The organism is Planococcus sp. BI3, assembly GCF_056680115.1.
In genome coordinates this window covers 1,275,502-1,300,735 of the sequence record NZ_CM155266.1, presented here as the reverse complement: position 1 = coordinate 1,300,735, position 25,234 = coordinate 1,275,502, and the positions used below count along the sequence as shown (strand labels likewise).

Below are 25,234 nucleotides of genomic sequence, written 5' to 3'. Positions count from 1 at the left end.
AGCTGTCCTCTCAGGGGACAGCTTTTTTTAGAGAAAGGATTTTTTACATGACGTATCCGAACTGGTTGAGCCAGCGGAGTTATTTGAGTGGAGACCGAATGGCCTTATCGTTCGAGGAGCAGCAATGGACATTTTCAGAAATCAATGACTTGGCGCTAGTCTATGCCGGAAAGTTGGCAGCGCTTGGCGTAAAGGCGGATTCCCGCGTGGCGATTTTGGCCAAATCCAATCCTGAGTTTGTTTTTGTCATGTATGGCTGCCTTCATTTAGGCTGTGAGATGGTCATGCTCAATGAACGGCTGGCGAAAGCTGAACTGGCGTATCAAATCGGTGATTCCGAAGTGGATCATATTTTGGCGGCTGATGTACTGAAGGAAAACCTGGAGTCTTCCGATATGATTCTCTTCAGTGAAATAGAGGCGGCAGCGCCGATTGAATTCGAGCCGCAAAAACAATGGCAGCTGGATCGCACCATTTCGATCATGTATACGTCCGGAACTACAGGAAATCCGAAAGGCGTCCGGCAGACAGCGGAAAACCATTTTTCGAGTGCTGTTTCTTCGGCGCTCAACATCGGCATTGCGCCTGACGATGTCTGGCTATGTTCAGTGCCGTTGTTTCATATCAGCGGCTTTTCGATCCTGATGCGCTCGCTGATCTATGGCATGGGTGTAAGGCTCTATGAGAAATTTGATGCCGCTCAAAGCGCTGAAGAAATCTGCAGTGGAACAGTGACGTACATGTCGATGGTCGGTGTCACGCTGGAACGCATACTGAGCAATATGGAAGGTGCGTCGATGCAGGCATCTCCCCGGTTCAAAGCAGCTCTGGCAGGAGGCGGCCCGATTCCGGTCGCTTACATCAAGCGCGCTAAAGAATGCGGTATTCCAGTTTTGCAGACTTATGGCATGACGGAAACTTCTTCGCAGACTACCACTTTACAAGCGGCAGACGCGGAACAGAAAATCGGTTCTTCCGGCAAGCCCTTGTTTTTATACCAGGTGAAAATAGATGGAACCGAAAAAGCTGGAGAAACAGGTGAAATTCTTATCCACGGCCCTCAAGTGACACCGGGTTACATCGGCAAATTCAAGGAGCGGGGCGTTCAGGAAGATGGCTGGCTCCATACGGGAGACGTCGGCTATTTGGATGGCGAAGGGTTTTTATTCGTCGTAGACCGCCGTTCGGATCTGATCGTTTCCGGTGGCGAAAATATTTATCCTGCTGAAATCGAGAAAGTATTGCTGGCCCATCCGGCAGTGCGTGAAGCAGGTGTCTGCGGTGCAGCAAGCGAAAAATGGGGAGAGGTTCCCGTGGCATTCGTGGTATTGAACGAAGAAGCGACCGCGGAGGAATTGCTGGCGTATTGCCGCGGACAGATTGCTTCCTACAAAGTGCCGAAAAGGCTGGCGTTTGTAGAAGCGTTGCCGCGCAATGCATCGAACAAGCTGTTGAGAAGAGAGCTGAGAACATGGCTGTGAAGCTCGTGGACATTCAATTGACAACAGTTCGGCAGCCCCTGAAGAATCCATTCAAGACGGTGCTGCAGCAGGTAGAAGAACGTGAAGTGATCGTAGTTGCGGTAACAGGCGACACGGGTCATGTCGGCTACGGGGAATGTGTGGCATTTGAAACGCCATGGTATACGGAAGAGACCATTACAGGCTGCCATTTTGTGCTGGAACAAGTGCTGGTGCCTTTGCTTGCGAATAAAACCATCGAAAATCCTCAGGGAGTCTGGGAGCTGTTCGGAGCGGTCAAAGGCAACCGGATGGCCAAAGCCGCAATTGAGATGGCGGTGTGGGATTTGTTTGCCAAGCAGCAAGAAATGCCATTGTGGAAGTTTGTCGGAGGCACAGGGGAACCGATTCCAGCAGGCGTCGTCGTAGCGGCCGATCTTTCAAAAATTGCGGAACAAGTGGCGCAGGCTGCTGAATCCGGCTACCGGCGGGTTAAGATAAAAATCGACCCTGACATGGATCCCGACTTGCTGAAATCGGTGGTTGCCGCTTATCCCGGACTGCAGTTTTTTGCAGACGCCAATGGCAGCTTCCAGGAACAGGGTGTTGAACGCTTAAAAGCATTTGACAGAGTCGGCTTCACGCTGATTGAACAGCCTTTTGGCGAGCGGCAATGGAATTTGTATGCGCTGGCGAAAAGAGAGTTGAACACCAAAATCTGCCTGGACGAAAGCATCGCCTGTGTGGAAGATGTGCAGCAGATGATCGACTCGCAAGCTGGTGATATCATCGTGCTGAAAATGAGCCGGTTAGGCGGATGGACCGAAACTTTGAAGGTGGTTAGATTGTGCCAGGCACATTCTATTGGCATGTGGGTCGGCGGGATGATTGAATTCGGCGTTTCCAAAGCCCATAATCTGGCCTTGGCGTCCATGCCTGGGATTGTCTATCCCGGCGATTTCTCAGCTTCCCGGCATTTCTGGGAAAAGGACATTATCGAACCGGAAATCATCGTGGAAAGCGGAGCAATTGTTTTGAGCGACCGGCCGGGAATTGGCTATAAAGTGGTCTGAATCGATTGGGATTCAGGCTTTTTTCATAAAATGAAATAAAGCTGGAATTTTTGTTTTCAGTAGAGAAGAATTGTGAGACAATGAATAAAAATTAACTCAGATGAATAACTATAAAATCCTCCAAGTGTTTCGTTTACACTGTGTAGCGTAGAGCCGTTTGCTCTTTGGCTCTTCTAATAACAGTGGGAAAGCACCTGTAAATTTAGTTTCCCATCCCATGGGTTTTAGTTTGCAGCTGTGAAAAAATGTCTTTATTAGCCAGATTTGCTGTTTGACCCGATACGGTATGAATAAACGCGAAGGAGGTGAGCCGGTGTTTTTGAAACGGATTAGTTTATTGAAAGAGGAAGTTGAGAATTTCAGGCAATATCCATTTTCCGTTCCTTCGATCGGCAATATGGAACAAGTGGATTTGAGCAATCCAATCACTTTTTTTGTGGGGGAAAACGGCTCGGGCAAGTCTACGCTCCTTGAGGCAATCGCGGATAAATGCGGTTTCAATACAGCCGGCGGCGGCCGCAGCAACACCTATGAAGTGCATGCGGCAAAAGCGGTGTTGGGTGATTACATCCGGCTTTCCTGGATGCCGAAAGTGACGAGCGGCTTCTTCATGCGGGCAGAATCATTTTACCATTTTGCCACTCATCTGGAAGATGTAGACGAAGATGGCTTTCAGTCCTATGGAGGCCGTTCTTTGCATGAACAATCGCATGGAGAGTCGTTCCTGTCCTTGTTCCTGAACCGCTTTAACGGACGTGCCCTGTACCTGCTGGATGAGCCGGAAGCGGCATTGTCACCTCAGCGGCAATTGACGTTTCTCAGGATATTGAAGGATTTGACCACCAAGGAGAATTGCCAGTTCATCATCGCGACCCATTCGCCGATTCTCCTTGGCTATCCGGACGCCCAAATTTTAAGTTTCGATAGAGGCACCATCAGCGAAATCGATTATGAAATGACAGACCATTACCGAATCACCAAATATTTTTTGGATCACCGGGAAAAGTTTTTGAAAGAGATACTGGAAGATTGACATGGAGCCGTATAATAAAGAAAAAGGAATCAGCGTATTTATTCTGACTGTAAATAAGGTGGGGTGGCATGTGAGGAATTCCGAGAAGGCGATCATAACAAACTTTGCTGTCGGTTTGCCGGAAAAGATGGCTTATGGAAACGGCAAGGAAATAGAAACAGCTATTCGAAAGCAACCGGTGCAGGAAGCGTATTTAACCAAGGACGGGTTTGAAGGGGATGGCGTGGCGGATTTAAAGCATCACGGAGGTCCGGAAAGAGCCGTGTGCATCTATCCTTATGAACATTATGCTTACTGGAATGACTCCTTTGATACCGAATTGCCCCGTGCTGCTTTTGGGGAAAACCTGACGGTGACGAATATGCTGGAGCGGAACATCTGCATTGGCGACATTTTCCAAATAGGTGAGGCGGTCATTCAAGTGACGCAAGGAAGAGTGCCTTGCAACGTCATCGATAGAAGGCTTGATATGAAGCCGTTATTGAAGCAGATGGTCAAGACCGGCTATACGGGCTATCTATGCAGGGTGTTGGAAGAAGGAATGGTCAGGGCCGATTCGACCATCCGTACTGTGGCGAAAGATCCTCAGCAAGTATCGGTTCTCTATGCTAATGAAGTGAACTACCACCGTCCGAAAGATATCGATGGAATCGTCAAAGTATTGGAAGCGGAAGAATTGGCCGATGAATGGCGGCAGTTTTTAACTAAGCGATTAATCAAATTGACAGCCGGCGGCTAATCCGGCTGTTTTATTAAAAAAAGCACTGCAGCAAAAATTCGCTGCAGTGCTTTTAATATGCTTTTCTTATTTCAAGATCGTTTCCAGCACCTGAAGGTTTTTTTCCATCAGGGTGAAGTAAGTTTCTTTATTGTCGATGTTTTCCTGTGTTAAAACACCGAGATTATGCATTTCAATCGCTTCAGCACCCACTTCGTTTTGGATGACTTCCGTCAGGTTTGACGAAACGTTCTGCTCAAAGACGATGTACTGCACATCTTTTTCTTTTGCCAGATCAACAATTTCCGTCAATTCTTTTTGTGAAGGCTCGTCCTGGCTGTTCAATCCGGCAATGGCCACTTGCTCAAAGCCGTAAGGTTCTGAAAGGTAGCTGAAAGCAGCGTGGGAAACGAAGAACGTATCCTTGCTGACGCGTTCAGACAAGTCCTCGAACGACCGGTCCAACATTTCCAGCTCTACAACCAATTCCGTGTAATTGCTTTCATAGGTTTCCGCATTTTCAGGATCAGCTTCCGTCAATGAAATCTTGATGGACTCTGCCAGTTTTTCACTCAACACCGGAGACATCCAGACATGCGGATCGGTTGAACCGTGGTCATGGCCATCGTGGCTCTCGCCTTCCTCAGCGTGAGCTTCTTCGCCATGGGCTTCATCATCATGTGATTCTTCTTCGTGGCCGTCTTCTTTATGGCGGAGTGCCGCTTCCAAGTCTTCATCTGAAATCTGGTCGGCAGTAGCGATAAATTCGACATTCTCGTCCTTCAGCGTGTTTTTGGCGCTGTCAATGAATCCTTCCAGGCCGAGGCCGATGGAGAACATCAGATCTGCATCGGCCAGCTTGATCATTTCCTGCTGCGTCGGTTCAAAGGTGTGTTCGTTTGAACCGGCAGGATAGATCGACTGCACATCGACCAAATCACCAGCGATGCGTTCCGTAAAATAAGTCAGTGGATAAACTGTCGTAAAGACCTGCAGCTTTTTCGGATCTTCGTCAACGCTTTGCGCTTCCTCACTTGTTTTTCCACAAGCGGCAAGTAATAATAATAAGGATACCAATACAAAAATCTTTTTCATGTTAACCCTCCAAAATGTAACGATTACGTTTTAATAACTATTAGAATACTACAGGATGCTCTTAAAAAACACAAGAAAAACCACCAATTATTTTTTTGGTGGCCATTCTTCCGGAACAAAATCGATTCCGCCTTTATGGAAAGGGTGGCAGCTTAAGATGCGCTTGGCTGCCAAATATCCGCCTTTCAGCGCGCCATGCTTTTCTACAGCTTCGATGCCGTAATGGGAGCAGGTCGGATAAAAACGGCAGCTTGGCGGAGACAAAGGCGAAATGAACCGCTGGTAAAAGCGGAAAAGCTTCAGTAAAACCGTCTTCATATTCATTCAGCTCTTTTCGCGGGAGATACTTCATATGTTTATTGTAAGGGCATTAGAGGTATAGATAAAGCATAAGAACTTATCAAACTAAATTGGAGAGTGAATGTAAATGTCAAACGAATTAAACCAGGAATTAAACGTACAGGTGGCTACATGGTCAGTAGCGTACACAAAATTACATAATTTTCATTGGTATGTAAAAGGGCCTTCGTTCTTTACATTGCATGTGAAATTCGAAGAACTATACAACGAAGCAACCCTTCATATGGATGAAATTGCCGAGCGCTTGCTGGCATTGGGCGGAAAACCTGTCGCTACAATGAAAGAGCAGTTGAAGCTATCCGTCATCGATGAAGCGAATAAAAAAGAAACAGCTGAAGAAATGGTTGATACCATTGTCAGCGACTACGATAAAATCATGAAATCCTTGAAAAAGGGCATGGAATTGGCCGCGAAAGACGGCGATGACATGACAGAAGACATGCTGAATGCCGTTCATCAAAACCTTGAAAAACATTCTTGGATGTTATCAGCATTCCTTGGTGAAAAGAAGTAAAATAGAAGGATACAAGCGTACACTGAAATTTAGTGTACGCTTTTCTTATGGCATCGAGGTGAAGGAATGCAGTATCAGGATCTGAACGGGTATCCGTGTGAATTATCATTCGAAAAACATACATTCCCTTTAAAAAGTCGGCACGTGCTGGTGATTTGCCGGTATCAGGGAGAATGGGTTCTGACGAGGCATAACAAACGTGGTCTGGAATTTCCCGGCGGCAAAGTGGAAACAGATGAAAGTTTACAGGAGGCTGCTATTCGGGAAGTCTATGAAGAAACAGGTGCTCGCGTAAAACAATTGGAATGGTTCGCTGAATATGTGGTTTATTCGGAAAAACCGTTTTGCAAAACCGTTTTTGTCGGGGCAGTGGACAAGGTGGACCCGATTCCGCTGCTTGAAACACAAGGAATCATTTTGCTGGAGGAATTAGAGTTGGACGGCAGATTCAGTTTTTTAATGAAAGATGCTGGAATGAGGAAAATAATAGAGAAGGTGAAGCAATTTGGAAAATGGGACGATTGAAACGAAAAAACCTTATCCTTCGCCGAATCCGCATGTCCGTTTGACGGAAATTGTTTATTGGTCGGAGGGATTGAGGGTGAAGGGCATGCTGGCAGAACCGAAAGAGCCAGGGAGCTATAGCGGCATCCTGTATTTGAGGGGCGGCATCCAGTCGATCGGAATGGTGCGCCCGGCAAGGATCGCCCAATTTGCAGTGCAGGGGTTTGTTGTATTTGCTCCGTATTACAGAGGCAATCGGGGCGGGGAAGGCCGCGATGAATTTGCCGGTGCGGACCGTTGGGATGCAGTCCATGCGGTCGACGTACTGAAGAAATACAGCAACGGGAACGTGCACCTGCTGGCGTTTTCAAGAGGAGGCATCATGGCGTTATGGACCGCAATCCTGCGTCAGGATATCACGTCGCTCGTCACATGGGCAGGAGTTACAGATACGGTGCTGACCTATAAAGAGCGTCCAGACATGCGGCGCATGATGAAACGGCTCTATGGTGGTACACCCAATACGGCATTAGTTGAATACGAAGAACGCAACCCACTGCTGCGGATCGACGAAAGCGATGCACCGGTTCTGATTATCCATGGATTGAAGGACGAAAATGTCTTTCCTGCTCAGGCCTATCTGCTGGAAGAAGCGCTGAAACTAAATGGCCAGGAGCACGAAACCTGGTACTTCCCGGAGTATACACATTTCTTTCCGCCGGCGGCCAACCGCAATACAGTTAAAGCGGTCTGTAAATGGATGAGAGATAGAGAAGCGTAAGAAATTCCTGCAAAGGGTCTTATTACGCTCCAACCAGTCTGCTGAAGGTTGCCCATCAGCACGCAAAAAAAGCCCATTCGGATTTTACTCCGAACGGGCTTTTATTAACGTGCTTATTTTTGAAGCGGTCCGCCATGTGTCGTGATTTCAGGAGAAACGGTACCGAACTTCTGGAAGTTTTTCTGGAATGCCTGTGCCAATGCCAATGCTTTTTGATCGTAAGCTTCTTTGTCAGCCCATGCATTGCGCGGGTTCAACACTTCTGTTGGAACGCCTGGTACTTCTACAGGAATCTCAAGGCCGAAGAATGATTCTTTTTCAGTCGGGACATTGTTCAATTCGCCTTTGATGGCAGCGCGAACCATTGTCCGTGTGTAAGAAAGCTTCATGCGGCTTCCGACTCCGTATACGCCGCCAGTCCAGCCGGTATTGACAAGGAACACCTGAACGCCGTGCTCATCAATTTTTTTGCCGAGCATTTCAGCATAGACTGTTGCGTGCAATGGAAGGAACGGTGAACCGAAGCACGTTGAGAACGTTGCTTCAGGAGATGTGATGCCGCGTTCCGTACCAGCCAATTTCGATGTGTAGCCACTTAGGAAATGGTACATTGCCTGCTCTTTCGTCAACTTGCTGATTGGAGGCAGAACGCCGAAAGCATCTGCTGTCAGGAAGACGATTGTTTTCGGATGACCTGCTACAGAAGGGTCTACAATATTATCAATTGCCTGCATCGGGTACGCAGCACGTGTGTTTTCAGTCAGTGAATCATCGTCATAATTCGGGATGCGTGTATCAGGATCCACTACGACGTTTTCAAGAACAGAACCGAAACGGATTGCGTCATAGATCTGTGGTTCGTTTTCACGGGATAGATTGATGGTTTTTGCATAGCAGCCGCCTTCGATATTAAAGACGCCGTTATCAGACCAGCCGTGCTCGTCATCACCGACCAGTTTACGGTCACCATCAGCCGACAAGGTCGTTTTGCCCGTACCGGACAAGCCGAAGAACAAGGTAACATCGCCATCTTGTCCAACATTAGCTGAACAGTGCATCGGAAGGATGCCTTTTTCAGGCAACAGGTAGTTCATGATCGAGAAGATGGATTTCTTCATCTCGCCGGCATATTCAGTTCCGCCGATCAAAATGATGCGTTTTTCCATTGACACGATGATGAATGTTTCAGAAGCGGTGCCATCAACAGCAGGATCTGCCTTGAATGTAGGGGCATAGACCACAGTGAATTGAGCTTCATGCACTTTCAATTCTTCAGCCGATGGGCGGATGAACAATTGGTGGGCAAACAGGTTATGCCACGCGTATTCAGTGATTGTTTGGATTGGCACACGTGATTCGTGGTCAGCTCCGGCAAATCCTTTGAAAACGTAAAGTGCATCTTTGTCTTTTAGGTGCTTGATAACTTTAGCGTATAGTTTTTCAAAAACTTCGCTTGAAATTGGACGGTTCACATTGCCCCAGTCGACTTTGTTTTTAGAACTTTCTTCTTCCACAATGTATTTGTCTTTCGGTGAGCGGCCAGTGTATTTCCCTGTCTCCGCTGCTACAGCGCCTTCCCGTGTCAGTACCGCTTCACCGCGGGATGTTGCTGCTTCCACTAATTGTGGCACTGATAATTGAACATGTACATTTTGGCCAGTTAAAAGGTCCTTCAAATCGTTTGCAAAGTTCACTGAAGTCATATATATGTACCTTCCTTTTCTATTATTCCCATAGCGATGGGGAGGATGTATATTCGTTCATTAGTATAACACATTAGGTTGATTAGTCTATACTAATCCCTTGCAGAAATGAAAAAATTAAAAACGGGTTTTTTAGATCAGGTGGAAATCTAAGGGGTTGTGCGTAATAAAAGCTGGGCTGGAAGCCTCTATCCGCCAATCTGTTTCATCCCCATCCAATAGTTTTAACGGGTGAATTTCTTTATTTAATTCAATTGAATACTTTTATTTGCCAAAAATGTTGACAACTCCGTGCTATTTCCGTATGATGAAAAATTGAACGGATACTCTTATTCCGAGCTGGTGGAGGGGACAGGCCCTATGAAACCCGGCAACCTGCTGCGACCGCAGTGATGGTGCCAAACCTGAAACAAGGCTCACAGGCCTTGGATGATAAGAGTGAAAGGTGCTTATGATGATTCTCCTTTCCTCATGGTGAATGAGTGAAGGGATTTTTTTATGGAATGCCCTTAATCCTCGTGTGAAAGGCCACAAACGGCTTAAAGTTCAATCCGGATTTTGTCTGGAACGGACTTGACATGGGAAACGAGTACCGTATCAATTTCGAGAGCAATCTCGCAGGATATAAGGAGGAACATTTTTTGAAAAACCGTCGATTATTTACATCAGAATCAGTAACAGAAGGACATCCGGATAAAATCTGTGACCAAATCTCAGATGCTATATTGGATGCAATCTTAACCGAGGATCCAAACGCGCGTGTCGCGTGCGAAACGACTGTAACTACAGGATTGGTTCTGGTAGCAGGAGAAATCACTACTTCCACTTATGTGGATATCCCGAAAGTTGTTAGACAAACGATAAAAGAAATTGGATATACACGAGCTAAATACGGCTTCGACTCAGAAACTAGTGCGGTCCTTACAGCGATCGATGAGCAATCACCAGATATCGCTGCAGGAGTCAACGTGGCACTTGAAGCACGCGAAGGCAAAATGACAGATAAAGAATTGGATGAAATCGGAGCAGGCGACCAAGGGTTGATGTTCGGATATGCCAACAACGAAACAGAAGAATTAATGCCATTGCCGATTTCACTGGCACATAAATTGGCGCGCCGCTTGGCTGAAGTACGCAAGGAAGAAATTCTTCCCTATTTGCGTCCGGATGGCAAAACGCAGGTGACAGTTGAATATGATGAAAACAATAAACCACTTCGCGTGGATACGATTGTCATCTCTACTCAGCATCACCCGGAAGTAACGCTTGAGCAGATTCAACGCAATATCAAAGAATACGTCATTAAAGAAGTTGTTCCGGCAAAATGGATCGATGAAGACACGAAATACTTCATCAACCCAACTGGGCGTTTCGTAATTGGTGGACCTCAGGGAGATGCAGGCTTGACTGGCCGCAAAATCATCGTGGATACCTACGGTGGCTATGCTCGCCATGGTGGTGGAGCATTTTCCGGTAAAGATGCAACAAAAGTTGACCGTTCAGCAGCCTATGCTGCACGCTATGTAGCGAAAAACATTGTAGCAGCTGGCCTTGCAGATAAATGTGAAGTGCAATTGGCGTATGCAATCGGTGTGGCACATCCCGTGTCCATCGCTTTCGATACATTCGGCACCGGTACAGTGGATGAAGACAAATTAGACGATTTGGTTCGCGCGAATTTTGATTTGCGTCCTGCCGGAATCATCAAAATGCTTGATCTTCGCCGCCCGATCTACAAGCAGACTGCAGCCTACGGACATTTTGGCCGTACGGATGTCGATCTTCCTTGGGAACGCACCGACAAAGCAGCAATCCTGAAAGAACAAGCTGGCGTAGAAGCGGGCATCTAAAACTGAAAAGCAAAAAAGGACGGCCAGGCAGCGATGCCCGGCCGTCCTTTTTTTTATGAAGTGGAGCTTGTCTGCAGTTTATCAACGCGTTTTCCGATGGCTTCAATCAATTCAGCCGGGAGTGGAAAATTCATGGCTGCAGGATCTGACTGGACTGCGGCGATGATAGTCGGCAATGAATCCTCGGGAATATCAAATTTCGAGAAATCTTTCGGCAAACCGACTTGCTCTTGCATATTGCGGATTTTCTCCACCACTTCTTCAAGTAAAGTTTGTGGAGATTTATTGCGGATATCCAGATTCAAGGCTTGTGCCAGTCCTTCGATTTTTGGCAGGTACAACGCCGGAATCATTTCGATGACGTGGGGCAGGAAAACCGCATTCGCAAGGCCATGCGGTATCCGGTAAAGCGCCCCGTAAGCATGTGCCAGATTGTGGACCGGAATGGCGTTCAGCGCGAAGCTGAAGGCAGTGATGCCCATGGTGCTGGCTTGCAGCATCTCCATACGGGCTTTGACATTGCTGCCATTTTGTACGGCTTCCACGATGTTTTTTTCGAACATCCGGATGGTCTGAAGCGCATAGGCATCGGTAAAGCCGGTTGCTGTAGGCGACATCAAAGCTTCGATGGCGTGGGTCAATGCGTCGAAGCCGGTAAAAGCTGTGATGAACGGCGGCAACCCAAGGGTCAAGTCCGGATCCAGAACGGCCATATTGGCACTGATGAAAGGGTGGATGATATTCGTTTTGACTCTTTTTTCTTCATTATAGATGACGGCAATCGGCGAGACTTCTGAACCGGTTCCGGCAGTAGTTGGAACGGCGATATGCGGAATCGGAATGAATTGTGCTTCTGGCCAAGTATAATACGCCAACCCGCCTGGAATCGCTTTTTTGATATCCGTCATTCCGTGATGCAATGCGAATTTAACGCCTTTAACGGTATCCAACACACTGCCGCCGCCGACAGCGAGCAAAGAGTCAGCAGCCATTTCGCGGGCATATTGGATGGCGCGGTTGACGGATTCGCTGCCCGCATCCTGCTGAATATCAGTAAAGATGCCGACTAATTGGGCGCCGGTGCCGTTTTGCGTCAAGCGGAAGATTTCAGCCACTTTATCGACGATGCCGGCGTCTTTTAAGCCTTGGTCGCTGAACAGCACAACCCGTTTGGCACCGAGTCCGTTAAAAAGGTCCGGTATCATGGCTCTGGTATTCGAGCCGCTGTGGATAGTGGTCATCAATGCGAAATTTGAATAAGTAGTAATCAATGAAAGTCCCCCCGATCTTCAATATTAGTTGTCGTTTGTGCCTTCTGAGAATAGCAGTCCAAATGCAATCCGGCGTTCAAGTTCGGGAACCATGGAGGTATGGACATGCTTCAGCTGCGTATAGGCATCCAGAGAATGCTTGCCCATCTCGCGCCCGATGCCGCTTTGCTTATAACCGCCAAACGGTGCATCATTCCGCAGCATATGCCAGTCATTGATCCAGATGACGCCGGCTTTGATTTTGCGTGCGACATCATAGGCTTTATTGACGTCCTGAGTCCAGACACCGCCGGCGAGACCGTAGATCGTGTCATTGGCCATCCGGATGGCTTCGTCCACATCACTGTAGCGAATGACTGTAAGGACCGGACCGAATATCTCTTCCTGTGCGATGGCCATATCATTGGTGACATCTGCAAAAATGGTCGGCTCGATGAAGTAGCCATTTTCAAATCCTTCGACCACCGCTTCTTTTCCGCCACACACCAGTCGGGCTCCTTCGTTGATGCCTGTTTCAATATAGGAGAGGATGGTCTCTTTCTGGCGTTGTGAAATGACTGGGCCCATGGCAGTCGATTCTTCCAATTGGTTGCCGATCTTCAGTGTTTTCGTCAATTCGGCAAGTTTTTCGACAACCACTTCATAAAGCGAGTCCGGAACAAACAGCCGAGTGCCCGATTCGCATAATTGGCCAGAATGGAGGAATACACCGAATAGGCTGCCCGGCAAAGCAATTTCAAGATCCGCATCTTCCAATAAAATATTCGGCGACTTTCCGCCAAGTTCAAGGGTAATGTTTTTGATGGATTCGGCGGCGATTTTCATGATGTTGCGTCCAACTTCCGTTGAACCGGTAAATGCGACTTTACCGACTTTCGGATGGCGCACAAGCGGCTCGCCGACTTCTGTACCAGAGCCGGCGACGACATTGATGACGCCTGGAGGAACCACCTCCGAAATGATTTCTGCCAAGCGCAGAGCAGTCACCGGTGTATGGCTGGCTGGTTTTAAAACGATGGTGTTGCCGGTAGCGAGAGCGGGCGCTATTTTCCAAGCGGCAATCAGCAAAGGCATATTCCAAGGGGTGATGGCTGCGCATACGCCAATCGGCTCCCGCCAGACGAAGTTATGGGCCGGCCCCGGAAACAGGGGGGAAGGCAAGGTTTCGTTGAACGGATAGTCCACGACGAATTTGGCCATTTGCTGAAACAGGTCGATGATGCTCATGATGTCATTTCCTGCAATGCGGCGGACAGTACCACCGGAAGTCAGGGATTCCAAGTAGATAAGTTCGTCTTTGTTCATGGCAATGGCGTCCGCAATCTGGTTTAATGCATCGGCTCTTTCCAGGGGAGGCATCTGGCTCCAACCAGAATTCTCAAAAGCGGCCAGGGCTGCTTCAACTGCCTGATCAACTTCTGTTTCCGACCCTTTTGAAACTTTGGCAACCACTTCACCTGTGGCGGGATTATAGACGTCAAAAGTCTCACCGCTTGAAGAAGAAACCCAAGCACCGTTGATGAAATGTGAAAAGTTCTGAACTCCAACTTGAATGGACATGGCTTTACCTCCAATTGAATTTTTCTGTAAGACAGGATATGATGAGACTGATCGAGAAAAGAGCGAATATTCAAATATAAATGTAAGGGCTTTCAATTAGAGTGTAGAAGCAGGGCAAAGAAAAGTACATCCCTGAAAATGTAGGGGGTGAAGAGGGGGACGCGCATGCAGAGGTTACCGGTTGCTTTGGAGAAATTTATCAATGACCTGATCGATACAGACAGTCCTGAAGAAAAAATCAGCCGGATTGTTGAAGGGTTTTTCAGTTTTTTTCCTTTTTCCAGGCTGTCCTTATTTTCTTATTCTCCTATTAACTTTATGGGTGAATTGATTTTTTCACTGCATGCTGATGGATCTGTCCTCAATAAAGACGCGATCCGGGAAGATATCCGGACGATTCAGCCTATTTATGATGCCATTCTGGACAAAAAAGCAAGATACATAACAGTTGGCGAAAACAAATCAGCACTGCCCATAAAATATATCGAAAAGTATAAGTTGTCTTCCATACTTGTAGTTCCGATCAAAAAAGGAACGATGGTCATTGGCTGTATGCTGATTGATGGCTATGAAGGAGAAGGCGGCGTAAAGGAAACGCTGGTCCAATTAGTGGAAAGCTATTTTGCAAAAGCCTTCAACAAACTGCCTTTAGTCAATGAACAGCAGGTGGGCCATAAATTGAGCAAACGGGAAATTGAAGTTCTTGAGCAGCTGTCAATCGGGTGGAGTACGAAGGAAATGGCATCGAATATGGGGATCAGTGAATTTACCGCGAGGGATTATATTGCATCTGCCATGAGAAAAATGAACGTGAGGCACCGTGCACAAGCCATCGGAGAAGCAATCAGGAGCGGGTTGATCTCTTAGGAGAATTCAATGAAAAAAGAAGAAGCGGCGGACCAGGTCCATCGCTTCTTCTTTTATTCTTTTTGGAGAGATTTGTAATAAGCTCCTTTTTCCGCGTATTCGCGGACGATCCGTTCCATGTCGGCCAGGTCGTCTTCACGGAGTTCACGAACAACTTTCGCCGGACGTCCAAAAGCGAGCACGCCGGGCGGAATGACTTTTCCAGGCGGCACCAAACTGCCGGCACCGATAAATGTGCCTTCTCCAACCTCGGCTCCATCAAGAATCATAGTGCCCATGCCAATTAATGCGCCTTTGAGGATCGTACAACTGTGAAGAGTCACTTGATGGCCAATCGTCACTTCATCTTCCACAAGCAATGTTTTGCCTGGGCTTTGGTGAAGCATGCAGAGGTCCTGGATATTGACTTTATTGCCGATAACGGTCGGTGCTACGTCACCGCGGATGACCGTGTTGAACCACACTGATGAGTCAGCACCGATGGTGACATCGCCAGAAATGGTCGTGTAGTCTGCAATGAAAACAGATGGGTCGATTTGGGGGAATTTGTCTTTATATGGATAAATCATGGCAAAGCTCCTTTAAACAAGATAAGATATTCTATAATCGTAACAAATCAAATTGAAACGTCAAATCCTAAAGTTTTATTCTGAGTTGATTGGTGGGGAAAGGAAGTTGGACTATGTGGAAATGGCAGGCTGAAGGAACAGCAAAGGCTGTAATTGTTCTAATCCATAGTGCATATGAACAGCATATGCGCTATGCATGGCAAATTGAGAAATGGCGATCGGCAGGTTTTGATGTCTATACGGCAGATTTGCCGGGCCATGGAAAGAATTCCGGGACAGACAAGGTCCACCGTGAATCGTTTGATGACTACGAGCTGGCGGTAAATGATATGCTGAAGCTATCGTCGGAAAATGATCTGCCGGTATTCGTCATTGCCCACGGCCTCGGTGCTACAATTGCCATGAATGTCCTGGGCAACCGGAAGTTTAATGTAGCCGGTGCGATTTTCACATCTCCTTGGCTGCAATTAAAAAAGTTGCCTCCCAAAGCGCCCAATGCCTTTCCCGGCGTTGCGCAATTGACGGGCCGCAGAAAAATGGATCATGGCATAGAACTGCGCCACCTGACCAGAGACCAATTTTCCATTGGCCAGGAAACTGAAAACATATTATCCCATTCGGTCATCACGGCAGGGTGGTATAAGGAATTACTGGCCTATATGAAACAAACCGCTGCTGCTGTCGAGCTGTACCCACAGATTCCAACTTATCTGCATACCGCAGAGCGGGATCTGATCACCGAGATTGATGTTTCCCGGCAATGGCTATTGAAGCAGCAGCTGACCGAATTCAGTTACAAGGAATGGAAATTCTGCTACCACGATATTTTTCAGGAACCTGAAAAAGAAGAAGTCTTTCTGGCGACGCAGGCTTTTATCCACACCGTTTTGCGTTCTGTCGGTTATCTGATTGAAGAAAACGTATAAATTTTTGCCAAAGGGTTTTTCTTAACCCACTAGCTGTAAGAGCTGGACAAAGGAGCAGATCAAAATGGCGTTAAGCTATAGCATACTGGATCAATCACCAATATCAGAAGGCAGCTCACCACAAGAAGCCTTAAAGCAGACCGCGATTCTTGCACAAAAAGCCGAGCAATGGGGCTATACACGATTTTGGGTATCGGAGCATCACGACGCGGCAACCTTAGCGGGTTCTTCTCCGGAAGTGCTGATTGCGCATCTTGGAGCCGTCACCAAAACCATCCGGCTCGGTTCGGGGGGAGTTATGCTGCCGCATTACGCCGCTTTTAAAATTGCGGAAAACTTTAAATTGCTGGAAGCCTTGTATCCAAACAGAATTGACGCGGGAGTCGGCAGGGCGCCAGGAGGCATGCCGCGTGCTTCCTATGCATTAAATGAAGGCAAAAAGCGGGACACCAGCCAATTCCCGGCGCAAATCGACGATCTTCGCATGTACCTGACGGATTCCATACCGGAAGAACATCCATATTACGGTATGAAGGCAACGCCGGTAACCAAGAACAGCCCACCTATTTGGATCCTGGGTTCAAGTGACAACTCAGCGCAGCTGGCAGCGGAAAAAGGATTGCCTTATATGTTCGCCCATTTCATCAACGGTGAAGGCGGGCAACAGTTTGCCAAAGAATACCGTGAACGCTTTAAGCCCTATAAAGATAGTAAACCCCATGTAGGCTTTGCTATTTTTGTCGTCTGCCAGGAAACATCGGAACAGGCAGAACGAGTTGCTTCCTCCATGGATCTTTCCCTGTGCATGGGAGCGCAGGGAATGCCTTCAAGAGGAACGCCTCCGCCTGAGAAAGCTATGGCTTACCCCTATTCCAAATTCGAAAAACTATTGGTTGCTGAAAACCGCCGCCGCATAGTTGTCGGCACACCGGAACAGGTTGTGGACCAACTCGAAATTTTAGGGTCTGAGTACAGAGCTGATGAAGTGATGCTGGTTTCCTCTGCTTACAGTTTTGCTGATAAACTAAAAACCTTCCAGCTCGTAGCGGAAGAAATGAAGAAACGCCGATAGGGAATTTCCTGTCGGCGTTTCTATGCTGAGGTATCGAGTATTCGTAAAGGGTAGGAATTCAAATTATTAAATTCGATACGGAAGGGACATAGAGTTTATTTAAACTCCAATTGCGTCTTAATATAAATATAAAGAAAATTCAAAAAACTGTGGTATTTTTTTGATATCCGTTGTACTATGTACTAACAAACATCAAATTCTTATTCTTTAACTGATTCAGATATTTGTTTTCTGAATTAAAATATATACAAAGGAGGTTTTATTTTCTCGAAAATTCATAATGATGGCTGTTTATAGTCCTAAGCCGGGTAAGCCAGTCTAAGGGGTAAACAAAAACTAATTATGAAATGGAGAGGTTAAAATGAAGAAGTATTTTATGATTTTAATGTCGCTTTTCTTAATTCTCGGCTTCTCTTCTACTGCAGCGCTGGCAGGTGGCGATGATCATGACCACGACAAAGATGGTTATCATCACAAATACAAAGATGATGACCGGAAGTACAAAGATGATGACCGGAAATACAAAGACGATGATCGTAAGTACAAAGATGGCAAGCGTAAGTACAAAGATGACGATCGTAAGTATCACAAACATGGTAAAAAATATTACAAGCATAAACATTATTACAAAAAAGGTAAAAAACACTATAAAAAATACCGCCATCATGGAAGACACTAGTTTTTAGAAGTGGACAAGCCCCATTTATTGGGGCTTGTTTTTAAAATCATTCAAGAAGTAGCTGCTCTTTCACTTGCTGTTAATTAACAATGAGTTTAAGGGAAAAACGGCAAAAGGATATTTTGGAATGCTGCAGAAATTTTCTTGCGGCATTTTTTTTGCTGACTCCAAAAAACTGCAGGCAAACTCAATGGATCTAAGCTTGTCTGCAGTCTGCGTACGCCTTTTAAGGAGCGTTTTTGCTATTGATTGATTTTTACAATCGGCTTGATGGTGATGCCTTTTTTGGAGTCTTCAAAAGCTTCGTTAAGTTGGTCAAACTCATATACTTTAATCAGTTTATCGAATGGGAACATGCCGCGCTTATAATAATTCACCAGCTGCGGAATGAACACTTGTGGAATCGAGTCACCTTCGATTACGCCCATTACTGTTTTGCCTTCTGCCATGATGTCATTATGGACATCAAACGTAATCTCAGGTGTCACGCCGACAATGGCACATGAACCAAGCGGGCGCAGGGCATGGATGGCTTGCTTCACGACAGGTGGAACGCCGGTTGTCTCGACCGCATAATGAGTACCGCCATTGGTGATTTTTTTGATCTCCTCTACAACGTCGACATTTTTGCCGTTCAAGGTATGCGTCGCACCGAGTTCCTTAGCCAGCTCCAGGCGGCTGTCATGGATATCCACCGCAATGATATTGAGGCAGCCAGCGATCTTCGCTGCCATGACAGCGCTCAATCCAACCGCTCCACTGCCGTAGATGGCGATGGAAGAACCAAACTCCGGCTTGAAGCGGTTCAATACCGTGCCAGCTCCGGTCTGTATGCCGCAACCCAAAGGTCCGAGCAGCGTCAAATCAACTTCTGGGTCGACTTTAACGACATTCCGTTCATGGGTGACGGCAAAGGTCCCGAAAGATGATTGGCCGAAAAATGTCGACACAGCATGGTCGTCCTGATGGATTCGGTTTGTGCCGTCCTGCATTTTGCCTCCGAAATTCAACTCATTGAAATTCAGGCAAACTGTCGGGTGGCCGGTCAGGCAATTTTCGCAATACCCGCAATAAGCGAACGACAGCACGACGTGGTCACCAGCTTGAACGGTCGTTATTGCCGAACCTACTTTTTCAACGATTCCTGATCCTTCGTGTCCAAGGACTGCAGGAAACGGTGACAAGCCCAAATCCCGTGCAACGGCATCTGTATGGCATACGCCGGACGCCACAATTTTCACCAGTACTTCATTCATTTTTGGTTCGGCGAGTTCCACTTCTTCAAATTTAAACGTTTCCCCTAAGCCATGTGTAACGGCTGCTTGTATTTTCATTCGAATCCTCCTCTATAAATGTAATCCTCTTAACCTAGTACCCGATTGTCTCCTATTTATACATGGTAAGCACAAATGAATGCGGGTTTTCGAAGGGCTGATAAAGTGGTGATTGCATACTGTATAAGGTTCGAAGCATCTATTCCCATATGATTTACTTTAACTAAGTACTCAATAAACGGAAGGAGAGAGCACGATGAAAAGCAATTCAACCCATCCTGCTAAATTCATGAAAGCCTCAGTCCTGCATAAATTCGGTGCTGAAGATCAGCTGGCCACTGAATCCATTCCACTGCCTGAGGTGGGTGATTCCGAGGTATTGATAAAAGTGGAATTTGCAGGAATGGGACCATGGGACATCTTTGAAAGAGAAGGCGGTTATGCGGAGATGCTGGAAATGAGTGTCAAGTTCCCTTATGTACTGGGATCTGAAGGTTCCGGGAAGATCGTTTCGATGGGCAAAGAGGTAAAGGGGCTTGCTATAGGCGATAACGTGATGGCGACAGGATTTCTGAATCCGAAAGGCGGTTTCTATGCAGAGTTTGCTGCAATCGACCAAAAATATGCAACGCTCGTTCCGCCGTCTATCAGTATTGAAGAAGCAGGTGTTATTTCAGGGGTTGGCATCACGGCCTTGCGCGGTTTGGAAGATGTCCTGCAGCTGAATAAAGATGAATCGATCGTGGTGTTTGGAGCGAGTGGCGGAGTTGGCCACTTGGCCGTTCAGCTCGCCAACCAGATCGGTGCCAGGGTCTTTGCCATTGCATCAGGAGCGGATGGCGTCGAGATGGTTCGGAAGCTTGGCATTGAGAATGTGGTGGATGGCTATAAGGACGATCTGCTGTCTGCAGCAAAAGCGATTGAACCGGAAGGATTTGATGCTGCATTATTGACTGCGGGTGGGAAAGCCATCAAAACAATTGCCCGAATGATGAAAGAGGATGGGCGGATCGCCTATCCGAACGGTGTTTTTCCATTGCCGGATAATGATGAGCTTAAGGCGGTTGCTTATAATGGAGAACCCGACGCGGATATAATTAGCAGATTCAATAATTATGTGAAGACTGGAAACGTAAAAGTGCATCTAGACAAGACCTTTGTACTGGAAGAGGCGTCTGCTGGTCACATGGCATTACAGAAACATTATTTAGGGAAACTGGGATTAAAAATAAATTAAAGTTTAAAGAATCTTTATTTTTAATAGAAGAAGCGAAGAAACATAGGCAAATGTCTCTTCGCTTCTTTTAGTTAGCCAATGGATTTCACTTTAAGAAACCAGCTTTAATCCCATTGCCGCACCCAGCACCATCGCAATGAAGAGGATCCGCTTCCAGTCTTTAGACTCATTGTAAAATAGCATGCCGAGTATGGCTCCACCGGAAGCGCCGATTCCGGTCCAGATGGCATAGGCTGTCCCCATGGCCAATGTTTCCATAGCGAAAGCTAAAAAGACAAAACTCGCCCCGAATCCGGAAATCAACAACACAAGAGATTGCCAATTGCGGTCCTGGTGCAGCTTGTTGATCATCGCCACACCGAACATTTCAAATAACCCTGCCAACACTAATGCTGTCCATGCCATTATACTTCTCCTCCTTCAGGAACCGGATCTTTGGTGACCAGTTTCAACCCGATGACTCCTGCCAGTAAAACGCCGACCAGCAGCAGTTTTGCACCACTGAAGGCTTCGTTGAAAATGATGATTTCAGACAGCACCGTACCGGCCGTCCCAAGGCCAACAAAAACCGCATAGACGGTTCCGACCGGTAACTTTCGGCCCGCCATGATCATGACGGTGAAACTGATGACAATCGCTATGACGGTAACCGTCCAATCCCAAAATCCATCGGCATGTTTCAGGCCGATAACCCACACCACTTCAAATACCGCCGCCAGTATGACTTTCAGCCAATTCGAATTCATATTATCTTCCTCCTTGTGGTGTTCACAGAAATAAAAAAAGCCCGGGAGAACTGTAAAAAACAGTTTCTCCCAGGCTTTTGTCCTTCCGTGGCACAGCAGAGCTGTGAGTTTTCTCTCGGACCAGGCCAGCTTGTTTGCTGCGGAACCCTAGAAAACATTTCAGATATGCAATTACTCTGTATTGTACATGCTTTGGAGGAACCTTTCAATGGAACAGCTTTCAATACCTGCACATGCGAACAGCTGGAGATTCAAAGAGAGTCCTTCGATTTCGTACACATGACACCAGCCATTTGTTTTGAATTCGGATCTTCTTCTTGCTGTAAGCGGTCGATAATGTTCCGATAATCCGTTTCATTGCGGTTCTGGCTCATTTTATAGGCGGCTTGAACTTCTCTCACCGGAATCTTGAATCCGACGATGCCTTTCAGTTCTTTTTCCAGCAGTGAAGAGGGGAGTAGATCCCATAGCACAGGATCTTCACGATGGGCTTCATGTTTTTCCATCAAGCTTGTCAGGTCCTGTTTCAGTTCGTCTCCAGTTAAAAGTTGGGCGGTTCCATAGATATGGACAGCCTGATAATTCCATGTCGGCACATTTTCCTGTTTGTACCAGGAAGAAGAGATGTAGGCGTGCGGCCCCTGGAACATGACCAGCACCTCTTCACAGTCCTCAAACGTCCTCCACTGTGGATTTCCATAGGCCATATGCCCGGTTATGAAGAAATCTTCGCCTTCTTTTATCAGCTGCAAAGGAAGATGGCTGGCAATGGGCTTCCCTTTTTTAGTAGTGACAAGCGTTCCAAAGGAATTCTGTTGAACAAACTCGCAGATTTCCTCAAAATCGGTGACTTTAAAATGTTTTGGAGTATACATTCTGTTCCGCCTTTCAGGATAGAGTTAATGGAGCGGCTTGATCAGAATCAAATCGATTTGTTCATCATCGCCCATGAAGAAGGAATGGGATCCTGTCTGCACAAACCCTTTTTTTCGGTAAAACGAAATCGCGTTATCGTTTTCTTCCCAGACCCCGAGCCAAATGCTCTTTTTGTTCAGTTCAGTTGCCAGTTCAATCGCCTTGTTCATCAGCTGCTTTCCGAAACCATATTTCTGGAAAGCTTTTCTTACATAAATCCGTTCGACTTCCAGTGAGTCATCCCCCATCGACTCTGTCTGTGCCTCGCCGGTATTGAGCTTAAGGTACCCAGCCACTTGCTGGTCTGAATAAATGAAAAAGAAAGAGGAAGAAGGGACGGCGAGTTCCTGTTCGAGTTTGTCCAGGTCATAGGCCTTGTCCAAATAAGCCTGAAGGTCTTCAGGCGAATTCTGATCCTTGAACGTCTCGGCGAATGTCTCAATACTGATGGCTTGAAGTTCGTGAAGATCGTCAAGTGTACATTTTTTAATCATTGTTGTCATATGGATTGCCGCTCCTTCAGTCGATTAATCGTTTGTTGTAAATTCAATGGAAATTGGGTTGAATAGAATATATCGTCTTTTTCTTGTATTTACAACAAAAAGAAGGGGCGTTAATAGAGTTAAGTATGTATTAGTGTAATCAGGCTTTTCTTGCTGATTTTTCCTTTCGAGTAGTGCTGGTACTCCTGAGCAGATACATGTGTTACGCTAAAAATAGACAGACTTTGAAGTAGACAGGAGGAAATGAAATGACGAAAGAATATCAGGAACTGGTAGAAAACCGCATCTTCATTGGCGGTGCAGCCGATGCAAAGGGAGCGTCAGAAGCCGAGAAGATTGATGTGGTCGTCGACTTGCGTGCAGAAGCGGCAGAAGGGGATTACGATTATGTTCGGGTCCACAGTCCGATAATTGACGATTCCGATGAACAGCAGGATGAATCGATCAAGAAAGCGATCGACCAAGTAGTAGATGCCTATCATGATGGAAAGAAAGTTTATTTCCACTGTGCAGGCGGAAGCAACCGGGCTGGTACTGTAGCGATCGGGACACTCCTGGCACTTGGCAAAGCGGATACGGTCGAGGAAGCAGAAGCCCAAGCGACCGCTATACGACCGGTCATCATGGTGAAACCACAACTTAAAGAATCACTCAAACGCATTTTTTACAAAGACTAGCCTAATTCGATTGGGGTATGTGGTGTAAAAGTGTGCACAAATTTTTATTGAAGGGGACAGCCGGAAGAAGAACTCGATTTGGAGCGGGACTATATTTCCGATGATTTAAAGGGTTTATTCAAGCGGAAATGAAGGGTTTCGAGTGCAGTTGAAACCACCTCGACGAAAAAGTAAAATAATTCGCAATTCCGACAAATTTATTCTTCCCAAAAAGCTGTTGCCATGCTATTCTATTTAGACAACGGAATATACTTTTGACTTCACGTCAAAGGGGAGTAGCTGTAGGGAAACCTATTTCACAATCGTCATTACATGGTTCGTAGCCATCGGTTGTGATAGCAGAAATTTGCTTAGCGAGACCTTTGCCTTTAATTAGGCAAGGGTCTTTTTTGTTGGAAAAATTTAAGGGGATGATGGAGATGGAAGCAATATTATTGGAATATGTATGGGTACTGCTGGTGCTGGTGGCTTTGGAAGGATTGCTCGCAGCAGATAATGCCGTCGTAATGGCAGTTATGGTAAAACATTTACCGGCAGAGCAACAGAAAAAAGCGTTGTTTTATGGATTGGTCGGGGCGTTTGTCTTCCGATTTGCTGCTTTGTTCATGATCACCTTGTTGGTTGATGTATGGCAGATCCAGGCTTTGGGAGCCGCTTATTTATTGTTTATCGCTTTCAAGCATATTTATGATCAGCGAAAAGGAAAAGAGCATTCGATCGAACCGGAAACAACAAAAGGTTCAGGGTTCTGGATGACGGTATTGAAAGTGGAACTGGCGGACATTGCCTTTGCGGTTGACTCGATGCTGGCTGCTGTTGCCTTGGCGATAACGCTGCCGCATCTTGGAAGCATGGAAATCGGTGGAATCAACGGTGGTCAATTTGGCGTCATGCTGGTTGGTGGATTGGTCGGTATCATCATTATGCGTTTTGCAGCACATAAATTCGTCAAGTTGCTGGCAGACTATCCGCAATTGGAAACGACTGCTTTTGTCATTGTGGGATGGGTGGGCGTGAAATTGACCGTCCTCACCTTGTCACACGAAAAACTAGGGATTCTGCCATATGACTTTGCGCATTCAACCGAATGGAAGCTGATTTTCTGGGCGGTGTTACTGGGAATTGTCCTGGTTGGTGCATTGGTCAGCATAAAGAAGAAGAGAGAGCTGGAAGCCTGAACATTTACTTTCAAGCAGAAAAATAAAATTGATAGGCAAGATGAAAAAGGAAGATCGAATGCGACTCTGCATTTGATCTTCCTTTTTTATTGGTTTCTCATTCATTTCGCGGCTTGCTTGAAAGCTGTTCTGTACACTTCTTTTATTGATGATACATCAATATTTATAGAGGTCGTATTAACGAGCTATTCGGCAGATCCGATTTTGTCCGTTGTACAGACAAACCCGCCAATTGGTCGGAGGCTCTTTGGATTGCCCTTACTTGACTACCAGTACCGGACAGTTTGCGAGCTTCATCACTTGATAACTCACGCTGCCCATCACCATTTCCTGCATTTTGTTTAGTCCGCGGCTTCCGATGACGAGGAATTCAAATTCATTGGCATTGGCATAATCGGAAATTGCATCTGCAGGATCTCCGTAAAGAACTTCCACCTTATAACTTAATGAATTCTGTTTTATCAAGTCTTGAGTTTCCTGCAACTTTTTTTGGATATCGGGGTGTAATGCATCCCCGCCAGTTTCATCATCACTGCTGACATAGGCGACGATGATTTCCGAGTCATTGATTTTGGCTAATTTAATAACTTCTTCAGCTGCACGCAGTGCGTGATTGGATCCGTCTGAAGCTAATAAGAGTTTTGTTGTCATATTATTTCCTCCTTAGTT

27 protein-coding genes and 2 riboswitches are annotated in these 25,234 nt (G+C 46.5%); of the genes, 15 read left to right on the top strand and 12 right to left on the bottom strand.

Features of this window, described 5'->3' with window-relative positions:
* The first annotated feature begins 47 nt into the window (after positions 1-47).
* The 4 genes from AC1MEO_RS06535 to AC1MEO_RS06520 all read left to right on the top strand — a co-directional run bounded on the left by AC1MEO_RS06535 (position 48) and on the right by AC1MEO_RS06520 (position 4,305).
* On the top strand, positions 48-1,481 hold the full coding sequence (locus tag AC1MEO_RS06535) for an o-succinylbenzoate--CoA ligase (protein ID WP_480335148.1): 1,434 nt from the start codon (positions 48-50) through the stop codon (positions 1,479-1,481).
* A complete protein-coding gene (menC, locus tag AC1MEO_RS06530) occupies positions 1,472-2,533 on the top strand; it encodes an o-succinylbenzoate synthase (protein WP_480335147.1) in 1,062 nt (353 codons plus the stop codon). The genes AC1MEO_RS06535 and menC overlap by 10 nt, the downstream gene beginning before the upstream one ends.
* 313 nt (positions 2,534-2,846) lie before the next feature.
* A complete protein-coding gene (locus AC1MEO_RS06525; RefSeq protein ID WP_480335146.1) occupies positions 2,847-3,566 on the top strand; it encodes an AAA family ATPase in 720 nt (239 codons plus the stop codon).
* Positions 3,567-3,636: 70 nt separating this feature from the next.
* Positions 3,637-4,305 carry an MOSC domain-containing protein gene (locus tag AC1MEO_RS06520; protein WP_480335145.1) on the top strand — a complete coding sequence of 223 codons (669 nt, stop codon included), beginning with the start codon at positions 3,637-3,639 and terminating at the stop codon, positions 4,303-4,305.
* Between the two features lie 66 nt (positions 4,306-4,371).
* Here the strand turns inward: AC1MEO_RS06520 and AC1MEO_RS06515 are convergent, their stop codons facing one another.
* Together AC1MEO_RS06515 and yidD are read right to left on the bottom strand one after the other, a co-directional pair.
* The gene (locus AC1MEO_RS06515; RefSeq protein ID WP_480335143.1) at positions 4,372-5,379 is read right to left on the bottom strand and encodes a metal ABC transporter solute-binding protein, Zn/Mn family; all 1,008 of its coding nucleotides are present in this window, start codon (positions 5,377-5,379) and stop codon (positions 4,372-4,374) included.
* An 87-nt stretch (positions 5,380-5,466) separates the two neighbouring features.
* Positions 5,467-5,697, bottom strand: coding sequence for a membrane protein insertion efficiency factor YidD (yidD, locus tag AC1MEO_RS06510; RefSeq protein WP_480335142.1), 231 nt, complete (start codon positions 5,695-5,697; stop codon positions 5,467-5,469).
* 109 nt (positions 5,698-5,806) lie between these two features.
* On the opposite strand from yidD, the gene AC1MEO_RS06505 reads away from it, so the two are divergent.
* From AC1MEO_RS06505 to AC1MEO_RS06495, 3 genes are all read left to right on the top strand, one after another.
* Positions 5,807-6,253 (top strand): Dps family protein, encoded by a 447-nt coding sequence (locus tag AC1MEO_RS06505; RefSeq protein WP_480335141.1) that lies wholly within the window; start codon positions 5,807-5,809, stop codon positions 6,251-6,253.
* Between the two features lie 66 nt (positions 6,254-6,319).
* Positions 6,320-6,778 (top strand): RNA deprotection pyrophosphohydrolase, encoded by a 459-nt coding sequence (gene ytkD / locus AC1MEO_RS06500; protein ID WP_480335139.1) that lies wholly within the window; start codon positions 6,320-6,322, stop codon positions 6,776-6,778.
* Positions 6,759-7,538 (top strand): alpha/beta hydrolase family protein, encoded by a 780-nt coding sequence (locus AC1MEO_RS06495; protein ID WP_480335137.1) that lies wholly within the window; start codon positions 6,759-6,761, stop codon positions 7,536-7,538. Before ytkD ends, AC1MEO_RS06495 begins: the two co-directional genes overlap by 20 nt.
* A gap of 113 nt (positions 7,539-7,651) precedes the next feature.
* On the opposite strand, the gene pckA is transcribed toward AC1MEO_RS06495, so the two are convergent.
* Positions 7,652-9,241: a phosphoenolpyruvate carboxykinase (ATP) gene (gene pckA / locus AC1MEO_RS06490; RefSeq protein ID WP_480335136.1), complete on the bottom strand. Its 1,590-nt coding sequence runs from the start codon at positions 9,239-9,241 to the stop codon at positions 7,652-7,654.
* A 326-nt stretch (positions 9,242-9,567) separates the two neighbouring features.
* Positions 9,568-9,680: riboswitch (SAM riboswitch) on the top strand.
* Between the two features lie 202 nt (positions 9,681-9,882).
* On the opposite strand from pckA, the gene metK reads away from it, so the two are divergent.
* Positions 9,883-11,091, top strand: a complete 1,209-nt coding sequence (gene metK, locus AC1MEO_RS06485) for a methionine adenosyltransferase (RefSeq protein WP_480335134.1) — start codon at positions 9,883-9,885, stop codon at positions 11,089-11,091.
* Between the two features lie 53 nt (positions 11,092-11,144).
* On the opposite strand, the gene AC1MEO_RS06480 is transcribed toward metK, so the two are convergent.
* Together AC1MEO_RS06480 and AC1MEO_RS06475 are read right to left on the bottom strand one after the other, a co-directional pair.
* Complete coding sequence (locus AC1MEO_RS06480) at positions 11,145-12,362, bottom strand: iron-containing alcohol dehydrogenase (protein WP_480335132.1); 1,218 nt, start codon at positions 12,360-12,362, stop codon at positions 11,145-11,147.
* Between the two features lie 24 nt (positions 12,363-12,386).
* Positions 12,387-13,922, bottom strand: coding sequence for an aldehyde dehydrogenase family protein (locus AC1MEO_RS06475; protein ID WP_480335130.1), 1,536 nt, complete (start codon positions 13,920-13,922; stop codon positions 12,387-12,389).
* 165 nt (positions 13,923-14,087) lie between these two features.
* On the opposite strand from AC1MEO_RS06475, the gene AC1MEO_RS06470 reads away from it, so the two are divergent.
* A complete protein-coding gene (locus tag AC1MEO_RS06470; protein ID WP_480335129.1) occupies positions 14,088-14,789 on the top strand; it encodes a helix-turn-helix domain-containing protein in 702 nt (233 codons plus the stop codon).
* 53 nt (positions 14,790-14,842) lie between these two features.
* On the opposite strand, the gene AC1MEO_RS06465 is transcribed toward AC1MEO_RS06470, so the two are convergent.
* Positions 14,843-15,358, bottom strand: coding sequence for a gamma carbonic anhydrase (locus AC1MEO_RS06465; protein WP_480335128.1), 516 nt, complete (start codon positions 15,356-15,358; stop codon positions 14,843-14,845).
* Between the two features lie 113 nt (positions 15,359-15,471).
* Here AC1MEO_RS06465 and AC1MEO_RS06460 point away from each other — a divergent pair, with 113 nt between their 5' ends.
* The 3 genes from AC1MEO_RS06460 to AC1MEO_RS06450 all read left to right on the top strand — a co-directional run bounded on the left by AC1MEO_RS06460 (position 15,472) and on the right by AC1MEO_RS06450 (position 18,035).
* On the top strand, positions 15,472-16,284 hold the full coding sequence (locus AC1MEO_RS06460) for an alpha/beta hydrolase (RefSeq protein WP_480335126.1): 813 nt from the start codon (positions 15,472-15,474) through the stop codon (positions 16,282-16,284).
* 64 nt (positions 16,285-16,348) lie between these two features.
* Positions 16,349-17,356 (top strand): LLM class flavin-dependent oxidoreductase, encoded by a 1,008-nt coding sequence (locus tag AC1MEO_RS06455; RefSeq protein WP_480335125.1) that lies wholly within the window; start codon positions 16,349-16,351, stop codon positions 17,354-17,356.
* A 361-nt stretch (positions 17,357-17,717) separates the two neighbouring features.
* Positions 17,718-18,035, top strand: coding sequence for a hypothetical protein (locus AC1MEO_RS06450; protein ID WP_480335123.1), 318 nt, complete (start codon positions 17,718-17,720; stop codon positions 18,033-18,035).
* Positions 18,036-18,277: 242 nt separating this feature from the next.
* Here AC1MEO_RS06450 and AC1MEO_RS06445 read toward each other — a convergent pair whose 3' ends face one another.
* Positions 18,278-19,369 carry an NAD(P)-dependent alcohol dehydrogenase gene (locus AC1MEO_RS06445; protein WP_480335121.1) on the bottom strand — a complete coding sequence of 364 codons (1,092 nt, stop codon included), beginning with the start codon at positions 19,367-19,369 and terminating at the stop codon, positions 18,278-18,280.
* Between the two features lie 196 nt (positions 19,370-19,565).
* Here AC1MEO_RS06445 and AC1MEO_RS06440 point away from each other — a divergent pair, with 196 nt between their 5' ends.
* Positions 19,566-20,546, top strand: coding sequence for an NADP-dependent oxidoreductase (locus AC1MEO_RS06440; protein WP_480335120.1), 981 nt, complete (start codon positions 19,566-19,568; stop codon positions 20,544-20,546).
* 90 nt (positions 20,547-20,636) lie between these two features.
* Here AC1MEO_RS06440 and AC1MEO_RS06435 read toward each other — a convergent pair whose 3' ends face one another.
* The 4 genes from AC1MEO_RS06435 to paiA form a co-directional block, all read right to left on the bottom strand.
* Positions 20,637-20,951: a DMT family transporter gene (locus AC1MEO_RS06435; RefSeq protein WP_480335119.1), complete on the bottom strand. Its 315-nt coding sequence runs from the start codon at positions 20,949-20,951 to the stop codon at positions 20,637-20,639.
* A complete protein-coding gene (locus tag AC1MEO_RS06430; RefSeq protein WP_480335118.1) occupies positions 20,951-21,292 on the bottom strand; it encodes a DMT family transporter in 342 nt (113 codons plus the stop codon). Before AC1MEO_RS06430 ends, AC1MEO_RS06435 begins: the two co-directional genes overlap by 1 nt.
* Before the next feature lie 64 nt (positions 21,293-21,356).
* Positions 21,357-21,454, bottom strand: a riboswitch (guanidine-I (ykkC/yxkD leader).
* An 89-nt stretch (positions 21,455-21,543) separates the two neighbouring features.
* Complete coding sequence (locus AC1MEO_RS06425; protein ID WP_480335116.1) at positions 21,544-22,167, bottom strand: FMN-binding negative transcriptional regulator; 624 nt, start codon at positions 22,165-22,167, stop codon at positions 21,544-21,546.
* Positions 22,168-22,191: 24 nt separating this feature from the next.
* Positions 22,192-22,710 carry a spermidine/spermine N(1)-acetyltransferase gene (paiA, locus tag AC1MEO_RS06420; protein WP_480335115.1) on the bottom strand — a complete coding sequence of 173 codons (519 nt, stop codon included), beginning with the start codon at positions 22,708-22,710 and terminating at the stop codon, positions 22,192-22,194.
* Between the two features lie 248 nt (positions 22,711-22,958).
* Between paiA and AC1MEO_RS06415 the strand changes: the two genes are divergently transcribed.
* Together AC1MEO_RS06415 and AC1MEO_RS06410 are read left to right on the top strand one after the other, a co-directional pair.
* Complete coding sequence (locus AC1MEO_RS06415; protein ID WP_480335114.1) at positions 22,959-23,387, top strand: protein-tyrosine phosphatase family protein; 429 nt, start codon at positions 22,959-22,961, stop codon at positions 23,385-23,387.
* A 419-nt stretch (positions 23,388-23,806) separates the two neighbouring features.
* Positions 23,807-24,565 carry a TerC family protein gene (locus tag AC1MEO_RS06410; protein WP_480335113.1) on the top strand — a complete coding sequence of 253 codons (759 nt, stop codon included), beginning with the start codon at positions 23,807-23,809 and terminating at the stop codon, positions 24,563-24,565.
* A gap of 258 nt (positions 24,566-24,823) precedes the next feature.
* On the opposite strand, the gene AC1MEO_RS06405 is transcribed toward AC1MEO_RS06410, so the two are convergent.
* Positions 24,824-25,216 (bottom strand): universal stress protein, encoded by a 393-nt coding sequence (locus AC1MEO_RS06405; protein ID WP_480335112.1) that lies wholly within the window; start codon positions 25,214-25,216, stop codon positions 24,824-24,826.
* Positions 25,217-25,234 lie beyond the last annotated feature (18 nt).

Excerpts from the sequence above, each read along its gene's own strand:
- AC1MEO_RS06445 (WP_480335121.1), bottom strand. The coding sequence starts at position 19,369 with ATGAAAATACAAGCAGCCGTTACACATGGCTTAGGGGAAACGTTTAAA.
- AC1MEO_RS06460 (WP_480335126.1), top strand. The coding sequence starts at position 15,472 with ATGTGGAAATGGCAGGCTGAAGGAACAGCAAAGGCTGTAATTGTTCTA.
- pckA (WP_480335136.1), bottom strand. The coding sequence starts at position 9,241 with ATGACTTCAGTGAACTTTGCAAACGATTTGAAGGACCTTTTAACTGGC.
- AC1MEO_RS06515 (WP_480335143.1), bottom strand. The coding sequence starts at position 5,379 with ATGAAAAAGATTTTTGTATTGGTATCCTTATTATTATTACTTGCCGCT.
- ytkD (WP_480335139.1), top strand. The coding sequence starts at position 6,320 with ATGCAGTATCAGGATCTGAACGGGTATCCGTGTGAATTATCATTCGAA.
- AC1MEO_RS06410 (WP_480335113.1), top strand. The coding sequence starts at position 23,807 with ATGGAAGCAATATTATTGGAATATGTATGGGTACTGCTGGTGCTGGTG.
- AC1MEO_RS06475 (WP_480335130.1), bottom strand. The coding sequence starts at position 13,922 with ATGTCCATTCAAGTTGGAGTTCAGAACTTTTCACATTTCATCAACGGT.
- AC1MEO_RS06440 (WP_480335120.1), top strand. The coding sequence starts at position 19,566 with ATGAAAAGCAATTCAACCCATCCTGCTAAATTCATGAAAGCCTCAGTC.
- AC1MEO_RS06435 (WP_480335119.1), bottom strand. The coding sequence starts at position 20,951 with ATGGCATGGACAGCATTAGTGTTGGCAGGGTTATTTGAAATGTTCGGT.
- AC1MEO_RS06415 (WP_480335114.1), top strand. The coding sequence starts at position 22,959 with ATGACGAAAGAATATCAGGAACTGGTAGAAAACCGCATCTTCATTGGC.
- AC1MEO_RS06465 (WP_480335128.1), bottom strand. The coding sequence starts at position 15,358 with ATGATTTATCCATATAAAGACAAATTCCCCCAAATCGACCCATCTGTT.
- AC1MEO_RS06455 (WP_480335125.1), top strand. The coding sequence starts at position 16,349 with ATGGCGTTAAGCTATAGCATACTGGATCAATCACCAATATCAGAAGGC.
- menC (WP_480335147.1), top strand. The coding sequence starts at position 1,472 with ATGGCTGTGAAGCTCGTGGACATTCAATTGACAACAGTTCGGCAGCCC.
- yidD (WP_480335142.1), bottom strand. The coding sequence starts at position 5,697 with ATGAAGACGGTTTTACTGAAGCTTTTCCGCTTTTACCAGCGGTTCATT.
- AC1MEO_RS06450 (WP_480335123.1), top strand. The coding sequence starts at position 17,718 with ATGAAGAAGTATTTTATGATTTTAATGTCGCTTTTCTTAATTCTCGGC.
- AC1MEO_RS06470 (WP_480335129.1), top strand. The coding sequence starts at position 14,088 with ATGCAGAGGTTACCGGTTGCTTTGGAGAAATTTATCAATGACCTGATC.
- paiA (WP_480335115.1), bottom strand. The coding sequence starts at position 22,710 with ATGACAACAATGATTAAAAAATGTACACTTGACGATCTTCACGAACTT.
- AC1MEO_RS06430 (WP_480335118.1), bottom strand. The coding sequence starts at position 21,292 with ATGAATTCGAATTGGCTGAAAGTCATACTGGCGGCGGTATTTGAAGTG.
- AC1MEO_RS06505 (WP_480335141.1), top strand. The coding sequence starts at position 5,807 with ATGTCAAACGAATTAAACCAGGAATTAAACGTACAGGTGGCTACATGG.
- AC1MEO_RS06405 (WP_480335112.1), bottom strand. The coding sequence starts at position 25,216 with ATGACAACAAAACTCTTATTAGCTTCAGACGGATCCAATCACGCACTG.
- AC1MEO_RS06425 (WP_480335116.1), bottom strand. The coding sequence starts at position 22,167 with ATGTATACTCCAAAACATTTTAAAGTCACCGATTTTGAGGAAATCTGC.
- AC1MEO_RS06535 (WP_480335148.1), top strand. The coding sequence starts at position 48 with ATGACGTATCCGAACTGGTTGAGCCAGCGGAGTTATTTGAGTGGAGAC.